The 24113-nt window shown below is 42.2% G+C and carries 19 protein-coding genes; 13 read left to right on the top strand and 6 right to left on the bottom strand.

Going from position 1 to position 24113, the window contains the following annotated elements:
- Positions 1–5: 5 nt before the first annotated feature.
- Genes gcvP through R2Q78_RS09845 form a run of 3 tightly spaced genes read right to left on the bottom strand, consistent with a single transcriptional unit; the run spans position 6 to position 4239 of the window.
- On the bottom strand, positions 6–2885 hold the full coding sequence (gcvP, locus tag R2Q78_RS09835; RefSeq protein WP_316791282.1) for an aminomethyl-transferring glycine dehydrogenase: 2880 nt from the start codon (positions 2883–2885) through the stop codon (positions 6–8).
- Between the two features lie 55 nt (positions 2886–2940).
- A complete protein-coding gene (locus tag R2Q78_RS09840; RefSeq protein WP_316791284.1) occupies positions 2941–3507 on the bottom strand; it encodes a hypothetical protein in 567 nt (188 codons plus the stop codon).
- Positions 3508–3519: 12 nt separating this feature from the next.
- Positions 3520–4239 (bottom strand): pyridoxine 5'-phosphate synthase, encoded by a 720-nt coding sequence (locus tag R2Q78_RS09845; RefSeq protein ID WP_316791286.1) that lies wholly within the window; start codon positions 4237–4239, stop codon positions 3520–3522.
- Between the two features lie 95 nt (positions 4240–4334).
- Between R2Q78_RS09845 and R2Q78_RS09850 the strand changes: the two genes are divergently transcribed.
- Positions 4335–5573 carry a thioredoxin family protein gene (locus R2Q78_RS09850; protein ID WP_316791288.1) on the top strand — a complete coding sequence of 413 codons (1239 nt, stop codon included), beginning with the start codon at positions 4335–4337 and terminating at the stop codon, positions 5571–5573.
- A gap of 74 nt (positions 5574–5647) precedes the next feature.
- On the opposite strand, the gene ahcY is transcribed toward R2Q78_RS09850, so the two are convergent.
- Entirely contained in the window at positions 5648–6964 is a 1317-nt protein-coding gene (gene ahcY, locus R2Q78_RS09855) for an adenosylhomocysteinase (RefSeq protein WP_316791290.1), read from the bottom strand.
- A gap of 555 nt (positions 6965–7519) precedes the next feature.
- On the opposite strand from ahcY, the gene R2Q78_RS09860 reads away from it, so the two are divergent.
- The 5 genes from R2Q78_RS09860 (at position 7520) to R2Q78_RS09880 (ending at position 11682) form a co-directional block, all read left to right on the top strand.
- Complete coding sequence (locus R2Q78_RS09860) at positions 7520–8227, top strand: response regulator transcription factor (protein WP_316791292.1); 708 nt, start codon at positions 7520–7522, stop codon at positions 8225–8227.
- Positions 8211–9590, top strand: coding sequence for a HAMP domain-containing sensor histidine kinase (locus R2Q78_RS09865; RefSeq protein ID WP_316791294.1), 1380 nt, complete (start codon positions 8211–8213; stop codon positions 9588–9590). The genes R2Q78_RS09860 and R2Q78_RS09865 overlap by 17 nt, the downstream gene beginning before the upstream one ends.
- A 114-nt stretch (positions 9591–9704) precedes the next feature.
- The gene (locus R2Q78_RS09870) at positions 9705–10190 is read left to right on the top strand and encodes a hypothetical protein (RefSeq protein WP_316791296.1); all 486 of its coding nucleotides are present in this window, start codon (positions 9705–9707) and stop codon (positions 10188–10190) included.
- A gap of 36 nt (positions 10191–10226) precedes the next feature.
- The gene (locus R2Q78_RS09875; RefSeq protein ID WP_316791298.1) at positions 10227–11153 is read left to right on the top strand and encodes a bestrophin family protein; all 927 of its coding nucleotides are present in this window, start codon (positions 10227–10229) and stop codon (positions 11151–11153) included.
- Between the two features lie 118 nt (positions 11154–11271).
- Positions 11272–11682 carry a BrxA/BrxB family bacilliredoxin gene (locus R2Q78_RS09880; protein ID WP_084289040.1) on the top strand — a complete coding sequence of 137 codons (411 nt, stop codon included), beginning with the start codon at positions 11272–11274 and terminating at the stop codon, positions 11680–11682.
- Between the two features lie 57 nt (positions 11683–11739).
- Here R2Q78_RS09880 and R2Q78_RS09885 read toward each other — a convergent pair whose 3' ends face one another.
- The gene (locus R2Q78_RS09885; protein WP_316791303.1) at positions 11740–13065 is read right to left on the bottom strand and encodes a sorbosone dehydrogenase family protein; all 1326 of its coding nucleotides are present in this window, start codon (positions 13063–13065) and stop codon (positions 11740–11742) included.
- 184 nt (positions 13066–13249) lie between these two features.
- Between R2Q78_RS09885 and R2Q78_RS09890 the strand changes: the two genes are divergently transcribed.
- The 7 genes from R2Q78_RS09890 (at position 13250) to R2Q78_RS09920 (ending at position 23874) form a co-directional block, all read left to right on the top strand.
- Entirely contained in the window at positions 13250–13813 is a 564-nt protein-coding gene (locus R2Q78_RS09890) for an RNA polymerase sigma-70 factor (protein ID WP_316791304.1), read from the top strand.
- 77 nt (positions 13814–13890) lie between these two features.
- A complete protein-coding gene (locus R2Q78_RS09895; RefSeq protein ID WP_316791306.1) occupies positions 13891–14988 on the top strand; it encodes a FecR family protein in 1098 nt (365 codons plus the stop codon).
- Between the two features lie 250 nt (positions 14989–15238).
- The gene (locus R2Q78_RS09900) at positions 15239–18685 is read left to right on the top strand and encodes a TonB-dependent receptor (protein ID WP_316791307.1); all 3447 of its coding nucleotides are present in this window, start codon (positions 15239–15241) and stop codon (positions 18683–18685) included.
- A gap of 34 nt (positions 18686–18719) precedes the next feature.
- Positions 18720–20162 carry a RagB/SusD family nutrient uptake outer membrane protein gene (locus R2Q78_RS09905; RefSeq protein ID WP_316791309.1) on the top strand — a complete coding sequence of 481 codons (1443 nt, stop codon included), beginning with the start codon at positions 18720–18722 and terminating at the stop codon, positions 20160–20162.
- A 214-nt stretch (positions 20163–20376) separates the two neighbouring features.
- On the top strand, positions 20377–21576 hold the full coding sequence (locus R2Q78_RS09910) for a TlpA disulfide reductase family protein (protein WP_316791311.1): 1200 nt from the start codon (positions 20377–20379) through the stop codon (positions 21574–21576).
- A gap of 28 nt (positions 21577–21604) precedes the next feature.
- Positions 21605–22681 carry a TlpA disulfide reductase family protein gene (locus R2Q78_RS09915; protein ID WP_316791313.1) on the top strand — a complete coding sequence of 359 codons (1077 nt, stop codon included), beginning with the start codon at positions 21605–21607 and terminating at the stop codon, positions 22679–22681.
- An 11-nt stretch (positions 22682–22692) separates the two neighbouring features.
- A complete protein-coding gene (locus tag R2Q78_RS09920; RefSeq protein WP_316791315.1) occupies positions 22693–23874 on the top strand; it encodes a TlpA disulfide reductase family protein in 1182 nt (393 codons plus the stop codon).
- On the opposite strand, the gene R2Q78_RS09925 is transcribed toward R2Q78_RS09920, so the two are convergent.
- A complete protein-coding gene (locus tag R2Q78_RS09925; RefSeq protein WP_316791317.1) occupies positions 23871–24056 on the bottom strand; it encodes a YtxH domain-containing protein in 186 nt (61 codons plus the stop codon). The two genes, R2Q78_RS09920 and R2Q78_RS09925, sit on opposite strands and share 4 nt — an antisense overlap.
- Positions 24057–24113 lie beyond the last annotated feature (57 nt).

Raw genomic sequence — 24113 nt, forward strand, 5'->3', positions numbered from 1 at the left:
TTTGTTTATGCGAAGCTTTCTTCATAGCTCTCGATAGGAGGGCATGAACAAACTAATGACCTGTCACCATACGAATCATTTACCCTTCCCACTGATGGCCAGAATTTATAAGCCGCCACATAAGGAAGAGGGAAAGCAGCAGTTTGTCTGCTATAGCTATGATTCCACTCATTTCCTGTTACTACAGTAGCTGTGTGAGGGGCATTTTTCAATGGATTGTCTATCTTATCCAGTTCGCCTGCTTCTACTGCTGTGATTTCATTTCTGATCGCGATCAAAGCATCGCAGAAACGGTCAAGCTCATGTTTAGGCTCGCTTTCTGTAGGTTCCACCATTAAAGTACCTGCTACAGGGAATGATACTGTAGGTGCATGGAAGCCATAGTCCATCAAACGTTTTGCAATATCAACTACCTCGATTCCGAAGTTTTTGAAACCACGGCAATCCAGGATCATTTCATGTGCACAACGGCCTTTTGAACCTGAATACAATACTGGGTAGTGTTGCTCCAAACGTGCCTTCATATAATTCGCGTTTAAGATCGCGTACTTAGTCGCATTTGTCAATCCCTCTCCGCCCATCATTGCGATGTAAGCATGAGAAATGATCAGGATAGATGCAGAGCCCCATGGTGCAGAAGATACCGCGTGAATAGATTTTCCTTTATCAATATCCACAACCGCATGTCCGGGAAGGTAAGGAACAAGGTGTTTTGCAACACCGATTGGACCCATACCAGGACCACCACCACCGTGAGGGATACAGAAGGTTTTGTGTAAATTCAAGTGACAAACGTCAGCGCCGATATTTGCCGGACTTGTCAATCCAACCTGTGCATTCATGTTTGCTCCATCCATATATACCTGACCTCCATTTTCATGGATGATGTTACAGATGTCAATAATGCTTTCTTCAAATACACCATGAGTAGATGGATAAGTAACCATCAAACATGATAGATCTGCAGCATGCTGCTCAGCTTTAGCCTTAAGATCGTCTACGTCAATATTTCCGTTTTCCAATGATTTTACCACAACGATTTTCATCCCTGCCATAGCTGCTGATGCCGGATTGGTTCCGTGTGCAGATGAAGGAATCAAAGCGATGTTACGGTGATCATCACCACGATCCTGATGATAAGCCCTGATGACCATTAGTCCGGCATATTCACCTTGTGCACCGGCATTAGGTTGTAAGCTCATCGCAGCAAAACCTGTGATTTCACTTAACCATCTGTCCAGTTCATTAAATACCGTGTAATAACCAGCTACCTGATCAGCAGGTGCGAAAGGATGGATCCTTCCGAATTCAGGCCATGTTACAGGAATCATTTCTGTAGTTGCATTCAGTTTCATCGTACATGAACCCAAAGCAATCATAGAATGACAAAGTGAAAGATCTTTTGTCTCTAATGACTTGATGTAACGCAGCATTTCATGCTCTGAATGATGCGCATTGAATACCGGGTGACCTAAGTATGCTGAAGTACGTTGTAGCTTTTCAGGGATTACAGAGGTGATGTTTTTATCATCAGCAAGCTCTACAGCATCAGCAGCAATTGCTTTTACCTTTGAGAAGATCTTCACCAGTAATTTAATGTCTTCTGCAGAAGCAGTTTCATCTAAAGCGATGGTCACAATACTTCCATTGTAATTTAAGTTGATCTCATTGTCAATGCACTCTCTGTGGATCGAATCGACAAGATCGCCAAGATCTAACTGAATCGTATCAAAATAAGCACTGTTCAATTGTTTGTAGCCTATTTTCTCCAGTGACTGAGCCAGGTTTATAGCTAAACCATGAGTACGTTCAGCAATTAATTTTAATCCTTTAGGACCATGATATACGGCATAAAAACCAGCCATAATAGCCAATAAGGCTTGTGCAGTACAGATATTAGAAGTCGCTTTATCCCTGCGGATGTGCTGCTCCCTGGTCTGCAAAGCCATACGTAAAGCATAGTTGTTATTGCTGTCGATCGTTACACCGATGATACGTCCCGGAATAGAACGTTTGTATTCTTCTTTAGTTGCGAAATATGCTGCATGTGGCCCGCCAAATCCCATTGGTACACCAAAACGCTGAGTTGTACCGACAACGATGTCCGCACCCCATTCTCCCGGAGGAGTCAATAACGTTAAGCTTAAAAGATCCGCAACAACTGTAACTTTTACATTCTTCTCATGTGCATTTTGTGCAAAACCGGTATAGTCAAATACCTCACCATTTCCTGCGGGATACTGGATGATTGCACCAAAGAACTCTTCATTCAGCTCAAAAGATTGATGATCGCCGATTACCAGCTCAATCCCAAAAGGATTTGCACGGGTTTTCAGGATATCTATAGTTTGAGGGAACAACAGTTCCGATACGAAGAATTTAGTGGCCTGCTGGTTTTTGCGCAAGCTATATTGCATAAACATCGCCTCAGCTGCTGCAGTACCTTCATCAAGTAAAGAAGCATTGGCAATTTCCATACCTGTAAGGTCTATCACCATCGTCTGGAAATTCAACAATGCCTGTAAACGGCCTTGTGCAATCTCAGCCTGATATGGCGTATATTGTGTATACCATCCCGGGTTTTCCATTACGTTACGTAAAATTACCCCCGGAGTGATCGTATCATAATATCCCTGACCGATGTATGATTTGAAAACTTTGTTTAAAGAAGCCGTTTGTCTTAAGCTGCTCAGATAGTCTTTTTCAGACTTGGCTGCCGGCAGGTTTAATGGCTGCGCCAGTCTGATCTTTTGAGGAACAGTTTGTTCAATCAATTCGTCAACAGAACCAACGCCAATTGTTGCAAGCATTGCATTTGTATCATCTGAATTAGGTGCAATGTGGCGATCTTTAAAGTCTTCTTGGTAATGAATGTTTAAGCTCATGTAATCTTGAAATAAAAAGTTGCGCAAAGGTAATAAAAAATCCCCTTTCTTTAACCTATTCCCCGACCAATATCCAGCCTGTTTCTTTCTTAAACTTTACTTTATAAGTTTTTGTAATAAAATTACTTGCAGTTCCTTTGTTTTTCAGGAATACCGCAAAATCATTCTTTACCTTTTTTAGAGAAACGGTCACTTTCGCGATCCTGGAATCACTCTGTAAAAGACTGACTGGTTTTTCTTCGTCCAGCTCATAATTGACTGCCTTTACAGTAACATGCCGTTCATCCTGCTTCAGTATATACGGTTTCGATTTGTCCGTCAGGCTCACCATATAAAAATAGGTACTGTCCTTAGAAAGGAATTTTTTCTTTTGGTCCTGGAGTGTCATCTCTATCAGGCCCTTTTCTTCAAGACCTTTGTATTTTTCCAGTTGTGCCTTGTCATTCCTGCTCTTGAATTTGATCTCTCCCACATCAATTTTTGCCGTCTCGTATTGAGGGTTCGACTTTAAGTAGGTTGCCACTAGCTCTTCCGCTGCACCTTCATCCAAAGCCGTATTGTTTTTACAGCCCGAAGCTATAAATAGAACCAGTGCGGTAAGGGTTAATAATGTGTTTTTCATGGCAGTATAGGTTTAGTGTTTCAATTGCTTCAAATATAGCTGTATCGTATTTTCCAGTCCGAGATATAAGGCATCACTGATCAATGCATGACCAATGCTTACCTCAAGTAAACCCGGAATGCTCTCTGCAAAGTATTTGAGGTTGTGCAGGTCCAGATCATGACCGGCATTAATGCCCAGGCCGATTTCATGTGCTTTGTGAGCCGCGGCTACATAGGGTACAATCGCCTTTTCCCGGTTGTCATAATAATTGTGTGCATAAGCCTCTGTATACAGTTCAATCCTGTCTGTACCAGTTAAAGCCGCCGCCTTTACCATGTCTACAATTGGATCTACGAAAATAGAAACCCTTATGCCTGCTGATTTAAACAATGCAACCATTTCCTTAAGATAATCTGCATGTTTAACTGTGTCCCATCCGTGATTAGACGTAATTTGTCCTTCCGAATCCGGCACAAGCGTCACCTGGGCAGGCTTATTCGCAAGAACAAGATCTATGAATTTTTGCTCCCTGCAATTTCCTTCGATATTGAATTCGGTAGCGATGACAGACTTAAGATCATAAACATCCTGGTAGCGGATATGCCGTTCATCCGGGCGGGGGTGTACAGTAATGCCTTCAGCACCAAACCGCTCGCAATCCAGCGCAACTTTTACCAGGTCAGGATTATTGCCTCCGCGACTGTTACGGAGCGTAGCGATTTTGTTAATGTTTACAGATAACTTCGTCATAGAGCAAATATAAAATATTGTAAAACTTTAATGTGCTACCTGTTTGCATTATTTTCATTAATTTTAGTTGCATAAAAAATATAAAACCCTTAACCATGAAAAAACTAACGTTATTGTTCCTGTTGCTGCCTTTTCTAGGACTGGCGCAAGAAAAAGGAACTCATTTTGAACATGGCCTCAGCTGGCAGCAGGTCAAAGAAAAGGCTAAAAAGGAAAACAAATACCTGTTTGTAGATTGTTTCACTACCTGGTGCGGCCCTTGTAAGTACATGGCCAGTACCATTTTTCCTCAGGAAAAAGTAGGTACTTTCTTCAATAAGAATTTTGTCAATGTAAAAGTCCAGTTCGACAAAACCAAAGACGATAGTGAAGATGTAAAAGCCTGGTACGCAGATGCTGAATCTATGAGTAAAGAATTCAACGTTCGTGCTTACCCAACTTTTCTGATTTTCTCACCAGACGGACAATTGGTTCACCGTATAGTAGGAGGTGGAGAGGCTGATGATTTTATTGCAAGAGCAGAAAAAGCATTGAAACCTGAAACACAATATTATACCTTACTGAAAAAATACGAAGCTGGTAAGTCTACACCGGAAGAGTTGAGACAGCTTGCCATGACTGCAGCGAGTGCTTACGATCAGGAAAATTCTGATAAAGTATCTGCAGCATATCTAAATACACAGACCAATCTTTACACTAAAGAAAACCTGGAATTCCTTGGTTTATTTACCAATAACAGTAAAAGCAAAGGCTTCCAGTTGATGTTAAAAGAGCCTGCTAAAGTAGATGCAACCCTTGGAAAAGGTAAAGCCAATGAAACCCTTGGCCGTGTTATCCTTTCAGAAGAAATCTATCCTCACCTGAGAAAACCCAATGCCAATATAGATTCTCTGGTTGCTGTGGCAGCCGCTAAATATCCTACTGTTGACATCAGCAAGTCAACCGACCTTTTGAAGGTTCAGGTTTACCAGAGTAATAAGCAGTGGGACAAGTTCCAGTTGGCCGTACTTGCTTATATGAAAAAATATGGCACAGAAGTAAACCCTCAGATGCTAAACAGTTTTGCCTGGACAGTCTTTGAAAACTGCAAAGATCCTGATTGCGTAGCTTCTGCATTGGCATGGAGCAAACGCAGTGTTGATGCAACTCAGGAAAAAGAACCTGCTTTCCTGGATACTTATGCAAACCTGCTTTACAAATTAGGTAAGAAAGATGAAGCAATTGCCATGCAGCAAAAAGCAGTTAATCTGGTTGCTGCAACAGAAAAACCACAATACCAAAGTACCCTGGACAAAATGAAGAAAGGTGAAAAAATAGAAAGTAAAGCGGAGTAACTTATAGAATGCTCAAACAAAAGGGGTGCAATTCAAAATTGCACCCCTTTTTATTTTTAAAAACTTAAGATTGACTAGTATCTGTAAGCCTCAGGTTTAAACGGACCTTCTACCGGAACACCGATATAATCAGCCTGGTGCTGATCTAAAACATCCAGTTCCACACCGATTTTAGCCAAATGCAAACGAGCTACTTTCTCATCTAAATATTTTGGAAGTACATATACTTTGTTCTCGTACTTATCTGTGTTCGTCCAAAGCTCCAATTGTGCTAAAGTCTGGTTTGTAAATGAGTTAGACATTACAAAGCTAGGGTGGCCAGTAGCACAACCCAGGTTCACCAAACGGCCTTCAGCCAATAAAATGATGTCTTTTCCGTCGATGGTATATTTATCTACCTGAGGTTTGATCTCAACTTTAGTATCACCGTAGTTTTTGTTTAACCAGGCTACGTCGATTTCATTGTCAAAGTGACCAATGTTACAAACAATCGCTTTATCTTTCATCGCTTTGAAGTGCTCTGCACGAACGATATCGCAATTACCAGTCGTAGTCACAATGATATCAGCTTCTTTAACCGCAGTAGCAAATTTCTTTACTTCATAGCCTTCCATTGCAGCTTGTAGCGCACAGATCGGATCAATTTCAGATACAATCACACGTACACCTTGTGAACTTAAAGATTCAGCAGAACCTTTACCAACATCACCGTATCCTGCTACAACAGCTACTTTACCAGCCATCATTACATCAGTTGCACGACGGATCGCATCAACTAATGACTCACGGCAGCCGTATTTGTTGTCAAACTTAGATTTGGTAACTGAGTCATTTACGTTGATCGCAGGTAAATGCAATGTTCCGTTTTTCATACGCTCATATAAGCGGTGAACTCCGGTGGTAGTTTCTTCAGAAAGACCTTTGATGTTTGCAATTAATTCAGGGAATTTATCAAATACCATGTTTGTCAGGTCACCACCATCATCTAAGATCATGTTTAGCGGCTGACGCTCAGGACCGAAGTGTAAAGTTTGTTCGATACACCAGTCAAAGCTTTCTTCGTCTAAGCCTTTCCATGCATATACCTGGATACCTGCAGCAGCAATAGCAGCAGCAGCATGATCCTGGGTAGAAAATATATTACAAGAAGACCAGGTTACTTCAGCACCTAGTTCTACCAGCGTCTCAATTAAAACTGCAGTCTGGATCGTCATGTGCAGACATCCTGCAATGCGTGCACCTTTTAATGGTTTTGATGGACCGAATTCTTCGCGTAATGACATTAGGCCCGGCATTTCAGCCTCTGCTAATTCAATCTCTTTACGGCCCCATTCTGCCAGTGAAATGTCCTTAACTTTGTAAGGAACGTAAGTTGTCTCTACTGATGACATATTATTATTTTTAAATGTTTCTTTATTTTAAACAGTAATCACTGCTTTCGTGATGCAAAAGTATGCAATAGTTTAGCCAAATTCAAAAATGACGGCCGTACTGTTGCATAAGTACATTGTTTTGACAGTCACTGCTTTCTGATCGCCCTCTAGTCGTTATTACTCCGGTACAACTGCGCTCCATCTGGGGTGTTGGTTCGATCACCATCGAATCAACACCCCAGATGATACGGAGGAATACCCCAGATGATACAAACGCAAAGCGAAAGCAAATCAATCTGGACTAGTCAGGGCCTTCGACCTACCAACTTCGTAACAGATAAGGGACAGCTTCGGGTCTGCTTCGCAAAAGGGTACCCGTTTTGCGAAGGAATCCCCTGTCAGTTACGGATCAGTCTCCTATCAGTCGAGTACTTGGTGTTTAATCGGCTAGTCTTAGAATGATGTAGGCTACTTGTGTATTTACTTGAAGTCCTGAATCCTTTTTCGTCATCAAAAAGTAAAGTGTAAAAAATCGGAACAGATTTAATATTTCTTGTTCTATTTTCATCAAATATGAAGGGGTCGAAGGTTTTGCTAATTGAGGATACACCAGATCTGGTGTCTGTCATCCTAAGAGGACTTAGCGAAGAGGAAATTGAGATCAGCGTAGCAGCTGATGGAATAACAGGCCTGGAAATGGTCTTTAAATATGAATTTGACCTCATTGTCCTCGACATTATGTTGCCGGGTATGAATGGCATCCAGGTATGCAGGGAGATCAGAAATCGAAATAAAGATATTGCAATTCTCATGCTTACCGCGCTTGGAAGCACAGAGAATATTGTAACCGGTTTGGAAAGTGGAGCAGATGACTACCTGGTAAAGCCTTTCAAACTGGAAGAGTTAATTGCCCGCATGCGTACCCTCATCAGAAGGAGTAGGAAGCAGGAAGTAGTTACAGATCGCGTAAGCGTTGCTGACCTGGAGATAAATACAGCATCCAAAACAGTTGCGAAGGCAGGTAAGCCCATAAATCTGACCGCTACAGAGTATCGGCTGCTGGAATACCTGCTTAAAAATCAGAATAAAGTACTGTCGAGGATCCAGATACTGGAAAATGTATGGGACATAGATTTCAATATGGGAACCAACGTAGTAGATGTGTATATCAACTACCTGCGTAAAAAGATAGATAACGGGGACGGAATTAAACTGATCCATACCGTTTTTGGAATGGGATATATCTTAAAAGAGGACACGCTGAATGAAGCTCCAAAATAAACTCACACTCTTATTCTTTATTATTGGAACGATAGGGCTTGTTCTTTTTCATGCGTCCATTTTCTATTTCGTCTCGGAATTCAATTTTGAAGACTTTTTTAAACGCTTGCAAGCCAGGGCCAAGATCGCTGCGGAAATCAATGTATATCCCGATAAAAAGTCCGCCGCATCAAAGGAGATGCGCAACCGCTACCTGGAGAAAATGGAAGATGAGCAGGATTTTGTAGTTAAGGTTGACTCCCTGAACCGCATGAAATTCGAGCATCCGATCGATCTTCCCGAGACTTTCTATAGAGCGATCATTGTCAATGGCAATGCACGGTATAATAGAGACAATCATTTCTACTATGGACAGCTGTTTAAAACACAGCATGGTAATTATGTGGTTGTCGTTACGGCGTCAGATCCTTATGGTTTTCAGGAACTGGAAACTTTACGTAAAGTGCTGCTGCTGGTTTTTGCCATCTCGGTACTGCTCACCTATATTGCAGGGAAGGTGTTCTCGCACTATACCGTGAAGCCCTTGCGCGCAGTAATCCGTAATGTGAAGAACATTTCAGCCAACAACTTGCACTTAAGATTAAACGAACTTAAGGGTAAAGATGAAATGGCTGAACTGGTGCTTACTTTTAACAATATGCTCAACAGACTGGAAACGGCCTTCTCTACACAAAATAACTTCGTAAGCAATGCCTCTCATGAATTGAAGACGCCATTGACCATCATTACGGCTGAGGTTGAACTGATGCTCGCTCAGAAAGGTATCAGTCCTGAAACTGAGGCTTCGGCAAAAATGATTCTGTCGTATGCGGAAAAACTGGGACACATCATCACCAGTCTTCTTGGTCTTGCTCAGACCGGATTCGATGGCAAAAAGCAGAACTGGCAAAGAATCCGCATTGATGAACTGATCATGGATGCGGCCGATTCTGTAAAGAAAATCGATGGAGACAGTATCATCCAGCTTGATTTTTCTTCACTGCCGGCTGATGAAAGCCAGCTCTATACCGAGGGTAATTTCAACTTACTGCAGCTGGCACTAAGTAACATTGTGGGCAATGCCTGCAAGTATTCCAATAATCAGCCCGTAACGATCAAAGTCAAAGTGGAGAATAAACGCATCTCTATCGCCATCACTGACCGGGGAATCGGTATTCCTGAAAATGAGCAGCAACATATATTTGAACCTTTCTTCAGGGCGTCCAACACCAGCGACTTTGAGGGCCATGGAATTGGTCTGCCGCTTACGCTCAACATCATCCGGCTGCACAAAGGTTCCATTGGTATCCGGTCAGAAGAGCAAATAGGTACCGAAATGCAGATCATATTGCCAATTTCTAATGAGATTCTAATAAATGGGTAGTTTTCGGACTATAAATTCTAATCACATTCTAATAGGGTTCTTATAGGGCTCTAATGACTCTGGACTAATATTGTATCAATAAATAATTGATCATTAATCCTTTAACAAAAAGTCATGAAAACTATTCTTATTCCTACCGATTTTAATGCCTCAGCCCTGAATTGTATCCCGGAAGTTTGTGCCGCTATGAATGAAAAGGAAATAAATATCATTTTTGTTCACCTGTTCAGACTCTCAGATTCGATTACTGATTTGCTGATGCTCTCCAGGAGGTCAAGGGAATTCGAGCACGTAAGTGATGATTTTCACGAGCGCTGTTCTGAATTGAAAAAGCAACATCCAGTTGTGAAATCTATAAAGATTGAATTTTTCTACGGCAGTACATTGAGCATGTTCAGAAACTTTTTGGAGGCCAATGCGGTAGACTGTATTCTGCATCCGGAGTTTTGCAGCTACGGAAAACTGAATAAGGCCAGTGTTGATCCCTCGAGTTTAGTGATCAAGTCCGGCCTGCCGACGGTAACTGTTCTGAAAAAGTCCGAAGCAAGGCTGGTAAAGCAATTTGCAGCTCTCGAAGAGGAGAGTCTGATGGCCGTTTAGTGTGTTTATTTAGTCACCTTTTAAAAGATTTGACATATGCTGTTGAAAGAAAATATACCCGCGAAATATATCTTTGGGAAGATATCAAAGGAGATCATGATTGTTGCCTTTTATGCTACGATAATCACTGTACTGTATAGCAATTTTCACGTTACACGCATTTCAATTCCGATCGCAGTACCCACTATTTTGGGTACTGTAATCTCTCTGCTGCTGGCCTTCAAATCCAATCAGGCCTATGACCGCTGGTGGGAAGCCAGGACACTTTGGGGAGCGATCGTCAACGATAGCAGGTCGCTGACCCGGCAATTGCTGACCTTTGTAGATAATCCATATGGTGCTGAGGATGAGAAGGTTTTCTGCGAGCGCTTAGCCCGCAGACAAATTGCCTGGTGTTATGCGTTGAGCAGGCATCTCCGCGGACAAAATCCATTAGAGGGTCTGGAAAGGCTCATCATTGCAGAAGACATGGAATACATAAAAAATTACAGCAATATTCCGGTGGCGCTACTGGAATTGCAGGGGAGCGATTTGCGTAATGCCTATAAACTGGGCTGGATCAATGAATACCAGCAGGTACAAATGGACAAAACACTCACCAACTTTTCTAATCAGATGGGTGGTTGTGAGCGGATTAAGAATACTGTTTTTCCGGTGACCTATAGTGTGTATATCCATTTCTCCATTATCTTGTTTGTGATGTTGCTGCCTTTCGGACTGATTGAGTTTTTTAGTTTTGCCACTATTCCTTTGGTAATCGCTATCGCCTGTTCATTCTTCCTGATTGAAAAAATGTCTATTCATTTACAGGATCCTTTTGAAAATAAGCCTACAGATACGCCTACTACCACTATTTGCCGGACTATTGAGCGGGATATTAAGCAAATGTTGAAAGAAAATTACAGGCATGAAGAAAAGGTTGGTGCGCATAACAGTAAAGTTAAAATGTATTACATACTCTAATCTCAGGAGCGTACTCCTCATCATTGAAAGGTAAAAAGTGGGGAGACGGTCCTTCTGCGCTTTGATGCTAATCGGCTGTGTCCTATCTTTGTATGGTTAATGAAATAAAATAGAAGATATGTATCCAGAATATTTAGTTGAGCCAATGCGTGCAGAGCTTACAAAAGTAGGTTTTGAGGAATTGAAAACAGCAGAAGAAGTAGATAATGCCATCAGTGGTGAAGGAACTGTATTCGTTGTGGTAAATTCAGTATGTGGTTGTGCTGCGGCAAATGCACGTCCTGCTGCAAGACTTGCGGCGGCTAATGAAAAACATCCTGATAAACTGGTAACGGTTTTTGCAGGTATGGAGAAAGAAGCGGTTGACAGAGCAAGGGGTTATATGATGCCTTTCCCTCCGTCATCTCCTGCTATGGCATTGTTCAAAGATGGTAAACTTGTTCATATGATCGAGCGTCACCAGATTGAAGGACGTCCTGCTCAAATGATTGCTGATAGCTTAATCGGTGCGTTTGACCAGTATTGCTAAGCAATTAAGAAAATAACAAAAAAGGGATGTCCAAACGGACATCCCTTTTTTGTTAGGCTATTTTGCCGAAATTCTCCATATGGTACTGCTCACATCATCAGCTACCAATAAGGCGCCGTCATTAGTTACAGCCACGCCGACAGGTCTTCCATAAACTTCGCCATTGTCGGGGTTAGCTATAAATCCCGTCAGGAAGTCCTGCACAGGGCCGCTTGGTTTACCATTTTTAAAGGGCACAAATGCCACCTTATACCCGGATAATGCAGATCTGTTCCAGGAACCATGTTGTCCGATGAAAGCACCATTCTTATATTTTTCAGGAAATTTATTTCCGGTATAGAATGCAAGACCAAGGGATGCAGTATGGGCACCTACAGGTACATCAGGAGCAATGGTTTTATTGACCATCTCCGGATTTTTGCCTTTCCATCTCGGATCTTCATTTTTGCCGAAGTAGGCATAAGGCCAGCCATAAAATGCACCTTTTTTTACACTGGTAATATAATCCGGTACCAGGTCATCTCCCAGTCCATCTCTTTCATTTACCGCAGTCCATAAAGTACCTGTTCCTGGCGCCCAGGCCATTCCAACAGGATTTCTTAATCCGCTTGCATAAATTTGTTCGCCGGTACCATCCGGATTGATCTCCAGGATGTTTGCTCTGCGCACTTCATGCTCCATACCGTTTTCTCCGACATTGCTGCCTGATCCTACAGAAACATAGATTTTAGAATTATCTGCATTTGCTATCAGGTTACGTGTCCAGTGGTTATTGTAGCCTCCGGCTGGCAAACTTAAAATTTTTGTACCCTTTCCTGTGATTTTAGTATCTCCTGCCTTGTATGGATATTTCATCAATCCATCTGTATTGGCCACATAGCAAGCATCTCCAATGATCAGTACGCCATAGGGTTGATTTAATCCGGTGATAAAGTCACTTTGAAGTTCTGGGGTGCCGTCATTATTGGCGTCTCTTAACAGCACTACAGTATTGGCACTTTTCCCCGGTACCTCCGCTTTGGCCTTGCCGGTGATTGCATTGGCAACCTTTTCTTTTAAAGATCGTTCGGAGTTGGACAATACAATAAGAATATCTCCATTGGGCGCGACATAGATGTTCCTCGGGCTTTTATAATCCGTAGCAAATTTTGTCACTACGAAGCCATCGGGTGCTATTGGTGCTTTATCGGCAGGCCAGCCTATTACTTTACTGAATTTGTTTTTAGAAGCATTGGTATCTGGCGCGGGCAATGCAGCACGCTGAGTGGTATCGCTCATAGCTGTATCATTTGCCAGGCTATCTGCAGTGGAGTTGTTAGATTTCGTATTGGAATTGCATGCCGTTATAAATGCAGCAATAATGATTAAAAAGGATGTTCTCATAGTTAAAGGATTGATTTCAATAACTATAACACTTTTTTTGATGCTAATGTTTAAAGGTTTTAGCGGAATCGGAGCAGCTGAACAGGTCAAAAAGTTTGAAAATAACTGCATTGTGCGCATATCAGAGGAAAATGAACTGCTGATTTTTTAGAATTTTGAGTAACTTTATATTCGGGAACTCTAAATGGCTGTTTATACTAAGCTTACGGATATGGAATTGATTGCTGCATTGAAGCACGATGATGCAGCTTTAGAGGAAATCTATGAGCGGTATTGGTCTGTTTTATACCGGTCTGCTTTTAATGTATTAAGAGACGAAGCCGCTGCCCTGGATGTCATCCAGGAAGTTTTTATCTGGTTTTGGGAACACAGGACGACACTGGAGGTCAACTCCATCAAAGCTTACCTGCTTATTGCTGTCAAATATAAAGTGGCCAATTACATTCGCAACGGCAAAGTCCGCGAATCTTTTTACGAACGGATTCCCAGAATTGAACTGGACAGCGAATTTCCTGACGAGGTACTCCAGGTCAAAGAGCTAAAGGAAATGATTGACCGTTTTGTAAATGAACTGCCCGACAGGTGCCAGGAGGTCTTTCACCTGAGCAGAAATGAGCACCTGACCAACCGTGAAATTGCGCAGCGTCTTGGAATCAGTGAGAAGACTGTAGAAAATCAAATTAATAAGGCACTTAAAAGATTAAAACTTAATCTGGGTAAGTTCTCAGCCTTATTGAGCCTGCTTTAATCATCTTTTAAAAATTATTTTCATTTGGCGTGGGTGCTGGGGGCCTGAGCAGTGCCTTACTCTTATAAAGCCATAAAATGAACAAAGAAGAACTTCTTGAATTGGTAACAAAAGTGAGTGACGGGGAAGCGACTGAGCAGGAGATTGCACTTTTCAACAAGTACTACAATGCATATCAGAAAGACAACGTAGCCTGGGATACCAGCGAAATGGGTCCTGAGCAAAAGGTACATGACGAACTGAAGCATATGATCTTTTCTCAGGTCCGGCCACAAAAGAAAGTCATTCCTTTCTGGAGAAAGCCGTATCGCATTGTGGCGGCCGCCGTTATATTGGTGGTTGGGTCAGTATTGTTATTCAATTCTACAGATGACAGAATATATGTGGAAGCGGGTAAGAATACGGCGACTTTAACTTTGGCAAATGGAAAGGCAATTGCCTTAAGCGATGCAAAGTCGGGATTGGTGATAGATGCCGGTAAACTGACTTATGATGATGGCTCTTCAGTTTCAGCTGCATTGGGAGTACATAACGATAATGAGAACGCGATGCTGAGTATCAGTACGCCTAAAGGTGGTACTTATGAGATTGTGTTGACCGATGGTACTCATGTTTGGCTGAATGCTGATAGTAAACTAGAGTTTCCGGCGAAGTTTTCAAGTGCCAGACGTCTGGTGAAATTAAGCGGAGAGGGTTATTTTGAGGTAGCGAAAAACAAACAGTCTCCTTTCAGGGTGCTGACTAAGGCGCAGGAAATAGAGGTGTTGGGTACGCATTTTAATGTAGATGCCTATGACAATGAAAAATCAGTGAAGACGACGCTGCTTGAGGGACTGGTTAAGGTTTCAGCAAATGGAGTGGATAAATTATTAGATCCAGGATTTCAGGCGGTGAATACCGGTGAGCGGATCTCTATTGCTAAAGTAGATGTAAATGCCGCGGTAGCCTGGAAAAATAAGCAGTTCGTTTTTGAAAGCGAAAATATAAAATCGATCATGAGAAAAGTAGAACGCTGGTATAATGTTGAGGTTGTATACACGGACGATGTTTCGGAAGAGACGTTTAGCGGAGGTGTGTCCCGGTTTGACAATTTATCAGAGGTATTAAAGTCTCTGGAATCAACAGGTAATGTGTCTTTTAAAGTGAAAGGAAGAATCGTCTACGTTTCTATGTAAATAAATTAATTATTCACCTAAACCCATATCAATGACCAAACGACTACAATAGACCAATAACAAAAAAACCAGACTTCAAGAAAGCCTGGTTAAAAGTTGGCCCCGGCCAATAAGAATTAACCGTTAACCCGCAGAATGCCAATGCTTCGAAACCTGGGCAAACTGCATAGAACCAACTAAACAAATGTATAAAAATTATACCAGGAAAAGGGGTGTACCTTCACCGCTATGCCACAAAATTTTGCTAATTATGCGCTTAACCACCGTAATATTGATAGCATCTTTGCTTCAGGTTAGTGCTTCGGTACTGGCCCAGAAAATCAGTTTGTCCAAGTCTAATGCTCCATTAAAGTCGGTCCTGACTGACATTACCAAACAAAGCGGTTATATATTTCTTTATAGCGACAACCTGATGAAACAGGCAATACCTGTAGACATTAAGGTTGACGAAAAGAACATTAAAGAGGTGCTGGAACTGATATTTAATAACCAGCCATTGAACTATGATGTAAATAAAAACACAATCACCCTGAGGGGAAAAGAACATGATTCTTTTCTTGGGCGTGTGGGTGAATTCTTTGCAGACCGTGTGGTAAGAGGTATGGTAACCGATGAGAGAGGTTTGCCACTTCCGGGGGTAACTGTAAAAATCAAAAATGACACCAGGGCTGTGGAGACTAAAAGTAATGGCGCCTTTGAAATTACAGTACCGGACGACAAGACCGTTTTGGTATTCTCCTACATAGGATATGCTACAAAGGAAATGGTAGCCAGGACTGGTATGGTGATGTCGATGGCATTGGAAACAAACAGTTTGGAAGAGACTGTCGTGGTTGGTTATGGTACTACGAAAAGAAAAGACCTCACGGGATCTGTTGCTTCGGTAAATATCGCTGAGGTAAAAGATGTGCCGTTTGCCACATTCGACCAGGCTTTGAGTGGTAAAGCTGCCGGTGTGCAGGTGGTGCAGGCAGATGGCTCTCCGGGAGGGGTTGCCAAGATCAGGATTAGAGGTGGAACCTCTTTGATGGGGGGAAATGATCCATTATATATTATCGATGGTGTGCAGATACAAGTTCAGAACCGCTACCAGCAAGGGGCATCGGATATTGTGAGTCCGATAGAAAGAGGTGGAAATGACGACCCGAATTTTACGGTGGCAGGCTCTTTTGCCCGTGGACTGAATAGTTTGGGTGGACTGAATATCAATGATATCGAAACAATAGATATCCTTAAAGACGCCTCCGCTACAGCGATCTACGGTTCAAGAGCGGCGAATGGGGTAGTGATCATTACTACCAAAAAGGGGAAAATGAACCAGAAGCCAGTCTTTGAAGCAAATTATTACAGTGGAGTAAGCTTAGCTGAGAATGAAAAAGTATTGAACAGAGATCAATACATCATGATTGTCAAAGAAGCTGCTAAAAATCTAAACGATGCGCGGGCAGCGAAAGTTCCGGCGCTCGCGCCGAACGCACTGGCTACGCAGATACTTACTGATCCGGCTTATTTTGGAACAGCAAACACGGATTGGCTTGACCTGGTGACCCGTACCGGGATCACTCAAAATGCAGACCTTTCGGTGAGAGGTGGTGGTTCAGGTTCACGTTATTATACTTCACTCAGCTACAACAGTTCGGAAGGAACGGTATTGGGAACAAACTTCAGGCGTATCGCTGGTAAGGTGAGTCTGGATAACGACATCACCAGTAAATTGCGTTTCAATACCAATCTGGATTATGGTTTCAGTACCAATAACATCACGAATGGATTGTATACACAGGCGATATTTGCACCACCTACGGTAGATCCATACAATGCAGATGGTAGTATTAAAATTATTGACCCTGCATCACTCGGTGCCTATGCGTATGAAGGATTTCAAAACCCGCTTTTACTTACCAAAGGAATTAATAAGTCGAACACCCTTTTCCTGATCGGTAGTCTGGCAGGTGAATATGACATCGTAAAAGACCTGACCTTTAGAAGTTCAGTTTCTGTAAACTACAATAATTACCGTCAGAACAACTACATTCCGAGTACTGTAGCAGTAGCCACACCAAACGGAACAGGTAGTTCGGGTAATGGTACGGCTACACAGGCACAGGCTGAACAGGTAAATACCTTTATCCAGAATACAATAACCTGGAATAAAGAATTCAACGAAAATCACCGGTTGAATGTGGTAGTAGGTACAGATTGGCAGATTACTAAAGGAAATGCTTTTTCTGCAAGCGGACAGGGCTTCCCTGATGATGAATATTTAAATAATTTGTCCTCAGCTGCGGTAACCTTACCTTCTACAGGTACTTCGGATCAGAATTCATTACTTAGTTTTTATATGAGGGCCAACTATACCCTGATGGATAAATACATATTTACGTTCACGGGAAGATCGGATGCTTCTTCAAAATTCCCGGTATCCAACCGTGTAGGTTATTTCCCGTCGGGAGGTGTAGCATGGAGGATTTCGCAGGAGAATTTTTTAAAGAATGTGAAGTGGATCAGTGACATTAAACTAAGGGCAAGTGCGGGTTATACCGGAACGCAGAACATCGGTAATAATTTATTCTATACCCTTTATTCTCCTGTATCTTATGCCGGCTTGAATGGGCTTTCACCTTCGCAGCTTGGCAATGAGCGATTAAAATGGGAATCCACCCTGCAAAAAGATGCGGGTATCGATTTCGCCTTCTTTAACTCGCGTCTTCGCGGAGGAGTAGGTTATTATGAAAAAACCACCAGCGGCGTGTTGTTCCCTACTACCGTGGCCGGAAGCTCTGGTTTTGGCCAGGTGACTTCAAATATCGCTAACATTCGTAACCGTGGTCTGGAGATAGAACTGAGCGGAGATTTTATCCGGGGTAAAAATTTCCAATGGTCGGGTAGCTTTAATATATCCGGCAACCGTTCCAAAGTACTTGCGCTATCCAACCAGGTTGACGATCCGGACAATCCGGGCATCTATCAGTTTGGAAATACTGTGCTGAAGGTTGGAGAGCCGGTAGGTTTACTTTACGGAAGGGTGTTCGATAAAATACTTAGAACACAGGCTGAGGTGGATGCATATAAAGTTGGGAATGTACTTGCCGGCAGTTACCCATACCTCGGTATCGGTGATCCTAGCTATATATTGGATCCTAATGCTTTTGGTCCCGGACTGCGTTATTTTGCAGATGACATTATTGGAAAGGCAGAGCCTAAATTTTATGGCGGTTATACCAACAGGATGAGCTATAAAGATTTCAGCTTAACTACACTGGCAACCTTTTCTTATGGTGGTGATATTTATTACCTGGCAGATGTGCAGAACCAGGATATGGGTAAGCGAACCAATAAAGGTATTAGAATTCTTGACCGCTGGACTCCGGAAAATACTGATGCTACAAGGCCACGCCTGATTCAGGGCCAGGGCGCTTATGCTTACGCTGCAAGTAACAATGTATACGACGCTTCGTTCATCAAGCTTAAATCGGTAACCTTTGCTTACCAGTTTCCAAAAAGTCTGACCAGTAAATGGAAACTGAACGGTATATCTGCTTATGTTTCCGCAACTAACCTGTTCACCATCACTAATTATCCGGGTGTAGATCCAGAGACAAGTAATGATCCGTACAGTCTGATTGGCGGATACAGCGATTCAGGAGGTTATCCATACGTTAGACAGTTCAGCCTGGGAATCCGGGTAGGTTTATAGTACAGGGGAGTAAAATTTAATTATAACAAAGGACATGAAAACATTATATAAATTTCTGACAGCAGGTATCATGCTCATTGGAGCCTACGGCTGTAAAAAAGAACTGAGTGCACCACCTAAAAATGCAAAAGTGGAAGGAAATACGATTCTAGACCAGGCCACATCACAGATTGCTCTGAATGGTGCTTATTACAATTTTGCAAATGCAAACAATATCAGCACAGACTGGCAACAGCATCAGATTCTTCCAGCTGAATTTGCAGGCTATTTAGGTTATGGTTTTGGTGCGAGTCCGTCTGAAGACAATATGACTGAAGGTTCCTCTGGTACTTTTTGGAATGAATCTTACCAAGCGCTGAATAGTACAAATGGAGTGATTAAGGGTGTGAATGAGCTTCCAGACAATAAGTTTACGGGCAACAGGAAAAAAGAAGTTATTGCTGAAGCGAAATTCATCCGTGCTTATGCACATTTCAAACTGCTGAGCTACTATGCAGAATGGTACAAGATTGGCAGCACGCAGGGAGTCTTGCTGAGGGATGAACTCTCAACATTGAGTAATATCCAAAAAAAGCGCAGTACAGTTAAGGAAAGCTATGATTTTATCATTGCTGATTTAAATGAAGCGATCGCTAATGGACCGGCAAGCAATCCAAACCATTATGCAACCAAGTGGGCGGCAATGGTGTTGAAAATGCGTGTATTGATGAGCCGGGCAGGAACCGGGGATTATGCTGAGGTAATAACTCTTGCAGATAATATCATGCAGAATAGTCCTTATGTATTGGAGTCCAGTCAGCAAAGCCTGTTTCATACAGTTGGTCTGGCCAGCAAGGAAGTGATTTTAGGTGTTAAGCCGCAGGCGCTTCAGCCTACCGATCCTTATTCTAAAACCAGGCAATATTATCCCGGTGCTTCATCTCTTTTTGTAGCGAAAGGCAAATTGAAAGACCTGTATGCGAACGACCCCAGGGCAAGTTGGGTAATAGGAACGGCAAATGCCAATTCACAGTATTCGCCAAATACCTTTTATTTCAATAAATACAATGCACAAGGTACTGCTCCTTCGGCATTGACTGAAACAGACTACGCCATGCGCCTGACGGAAGTTTATCTGCTGAAGGCAGAAGCTGTAGTAAGATCAGGAGGAACTTTAGGTACAGCGAAGACGCTGGTTCATCAGATACAGGAAAAAGCTGGGATAACGGCGGTTACCAACAATTTTCATTACCTGGCTGTAGAAGCAGCAAATACTCCTGATGCATTGTTATTGGAGATATATAAAGAAATATCAAAAAGTATGGTGGGAGAGGATGGCAGCGAATGGATGGCGTTATTACGTTTCCCACTGTCTGTTGTGACGCAACAGAGACCAACCATTACCAGTCAAACACAGTATATTATTCCTGTTCCGAAATCAGAATTTATCTATAATCCACTATTTGGCGAACAAAATACAGGGTATAGCGCAAATTAATATAATTACACATTGTATGAGGCCGTTCAAAAAAGGTAATTTATTCTTGCCGTCATCCTGAATTCATTTCAGGATCTCAGCCTGCACCGTTGTAGAACAGGATCTATCAAGCTTACATAGCATGTCCGGGATCCTGAAATGAATTCAGGATGACGGGTGTACCTTTTTTGACGACCTCATTTATTTGACTTAAAGACTTATAAAACCATTACATATGAAAAACTATTTATTGACATTATCATTGCTGGCTGGGATGATTCCGGCACTGGCCCAGGATGGATCCTTTACATTGCAAGGCAAAATTAAAGGACAAACCAGCGGGATGTTAAAATTATCTTATCCAGACACGAAAGACGGCTATAAGCAGGACAGCACCGCTATTAAAAATGGGCAATTTGAATTCAAAGGTAAAGTAGCCGGTCCGGTGATGGCTTATATTATGGGCACTGTAAAAAGCCGGGGCTTTGACGACCCTAACATGGCTACTTTTTTTATTGAGCCCGGAAAACTGAGTATGGAGTTAACCAATGGGGATTTCAAAAACCTGAAATTAAAAGGTTCTAAGACCCAGGAAGAGTTAGTGGCCCTGAATCTTCGTAAAAAAACACAATTGGAGCAGATGCGTGTTTTGTCGGCGGCGTACGACAAAGCCAATATGGCATATATCGATGCAAGGAAAGCCGGAAAACCAGAAGCAGAACTGGAAGCTCTAAAGGAGGCTGCAACGGCAGAAAAGGACAAGATGGATCCATTGAGAGAAGAGATGGATAAAATTGATATGGAATACATCAGGACTCATTATGATTCAGATTATTCGGCCTATGCTTTAAGCTGGAAAGTTTCTTCGTTGCCACTTGCAGAATCTAAACAGCTTTATGCGAAACTATCAGACCGTATAAAACAAAGCAGCTATGGAAAGAAAATTGCAGAGGAGATCAAAAGCCTGGAGGGTGGATCACCAGGGGGTATAGCTTCGGTGTTCAGTTCGACAGATATTAATGGACAGCCGCTAAGCCTGGCTGACTTTAAAGGTAAAAAGTATGTGTTGCTCGATTTCTGGGCAAGCTGGTGTGTGCCATGCCGCAAGGGCAATCCGCACTTATTGTCGCTGTATAGCAAATACAAGGATAAAGGTTTAGAAATAGTGGGGGTGTCTGATGATGACAGCAATAACGAAGCCTGGAAAAAGGCAGTAGAGCAAGATAAGATTGGCGTATGGAAGCACGTACTGCGCGGTCTGAAACGCACGACAACAGGTTATGATAAGTCGGCAGACATCAGTGAACCTTACGCCATCCATACTTTGCCTACTAAAATCCTCATCGATAAGAACGGAGTCATCGTTGGACGCTATGGCGGTGGTGGCGAAAATGACGAGGCTATGGATAAAAAGCTCGCTGAGATTTTCAACTAACAACTTATAACAAAAACATAAAAAAACGATGAAAGTATTTAAATCATTAGCAGCTGCAGGATTGCTGTGTATGGCGGGTACAGCTTTTGGCCAGCAGGCAAAAGTGACCGGCGACATTAAGGGCCTGGGCGACGTAGACATCAATGTCTATTATTATGAAGGAACTCAAACGAAAACAGATACGATAAAAGCCAGGGCGGGAAAGTTTAGCTGGACAGGCAATATGCCGGCTCCTCAGAAGGTGACGCTGATGTTTCCAAACAGGGCAGCATGGGTATATCTGGAGCCGGGAAACATTTCAATTAAAGGAACAGCAGACTCACTGTTTGCACTTAAAGTTACAGGTTCTAAAACACAGGCGGAAGCAGATGCTTTTGAGGCATCTCAAAAATCGCTGGATGACCAGCTCATGCCGCTATACCAGAAGTATGGAAAGCTGGGTAAAGAAGAACAATTGGCCCTGGAAGAAAAAATAAATGGAATCAGGAAACAGATGCGCGAGATGGAGAATGCATACATCGCTGCGCATCCGGAGAGTGCTGTGAGCCTGACCATGGTGACTGATCGCGCGGGTATGGGCAGCTATAAGGATATCCAGTCTATCTATGAGAAACTGGGGCCAAAAATGAAAGCAAGTGTTGAAGGAAAACGCTTATCGGAGCGATTGGCTGTTCTGAAGCGCAGCTCGATCGGTGAGGAGATGCTGAACTTTACCCAAAATGATATGGAAGGTAAACCCGTTAACTTTGCTTCTTTTAAAGGAAAGTACGTACTGGTAGATTTCTGGGCGAGCTGGTGTGGGCCATGCCGGGCAGAAAACCCGAATGTTTTAAAGGCTTACAATACTTATAAAGACAAGAACTTTACAGTAGTGGGAATCTCGCTGGATGATAAAGGTGACAACTGGAAAAAAGCGGTTAAGGATGACGGTATGCCATGGACTCAGTTATCAGATTTGAAAGGCTGGAAAAATGAAGTTTCTACTTATTATGGTATCATGGGGATTCCAAGTACTTTATTGATAGATCCCCAAGGCAAGATCATTGCGAAAGATTTGAGAGGGGAAATATTGAATAAAAAGCTGGAAGAATTGTTTAAAAATTAATAGTACACAGTATGATGATGAACAAATTAAAAATCAGCTTATTAACTGTTGTGACGTTGGTTGCCGCAGCCAGCTGTGCACAAAACAAACAGGCAAATGGCTACGTCATTTCAGGTAAAATCAAGGGTGTGAACTCAGGTATGGTCAAGTTGATGCGACATAATGATAGCGATAGAACCTCTAAAGCTGTAGACAGTGCAGTATTAAAAAATGGTGTATTTGAACTGAAAGGCAGGACCGACAATCCGGAGGTAATGAGCCTGCAATTCTCACCAGGTAATTGGGGAATGAGGTTGTTTGTTGAAAACAGCAAGATCGCTGTCGATATCGATACCGCTGGTGCTGAACATTATGATTACACTGCTTACGGTATGGAAAAAGGAGCAAGTCTGAAGAAGTTCAAGGTGAGCGGTTCCAAAGTGAATGATGAATATGAACAATATGAAAACGATCCTGAGCAACTTAAATTTAAGGCAGCCTATGCAACACTTAACAAAATGAAAGGAATGGATCATGAAGTACTGCGTGCCAAATCAGATTCAATCAGCAAGTTTTACAAAGCCTGGCAGTTGAAGTACATTAATGATTTTGTGGCTAAAAACCCAGCTTCAGCAGCGGGTATTTATATGTTCAGCAATTATTATATGTTTGAATCTTCCATGCCCATTTTCGCTGTAGAAGCCATGTTAGCTAAGTTTCAGGCGGATGCAAAAGGATCAGTATATTATACCAATCTGGTTGGTGACATAGAGAAGAGAAAAACCGTATTGCCGGGAAAACAAGCGCCTGATTTCACTTTATTAAAACGCGACAGTACTTCATTCAGCCTTTCTTCAACAAAAGGTAAGTACGTGATGATCGATTTCTGGGCCAGCTGGTGCAAGCCATGCAGAGAAGCGATCCCACACTGGAAAGAAGTTTATCAGAAGTATAAAGACAAAGGATTTGAAATTGTGAGCGTCTCGAATGACAGCAGGTGGAAGGATTGGTTTAAGGCTATGGATCAGGAACAAATGCCTTGGCTGCAGGTATGTGATGCATTTCCGATAAAAAACATGCCTGCTAAGGTTTCTACATTGTACCAGATTCCTTCGCTTCCTTGTTATGTTTTACTGGATAAAAACGGAAAGATACTGGTACATACCATTGAAGAGAAAGACATAGACAGTAAACTTGCAGAGGTATTTCGTTAATACCTCTGCTTTTCGAGCTCTACTTTGAACTCTTCTTTTACGTTCTTAAATTTCTCCATCCATTCAGGAGACTTCTCTTTGAAGTCATCCATGATTGATCTTCCATTTAAATCTTTTTTCGTTACATATTTAATGGCGCCGTATACTGCGGCGCCTATTAATGCTGTTTTTAATAAGCCCATTTGTTTAAAGATTGATGTGATTGAACAACAAACTAAGTAAGGAAAGGTTTGGATCGC

Source organism: Pedobacter frigoris (assembly GCF_032678645.1).
Taxonomy (GTDB): Bacteria; Bacteroidota; Bacteroidia; order Sphingobacteriales; family Sphingobacteriaceae; genus Pedobacter; species Pedobacter frigoris_A.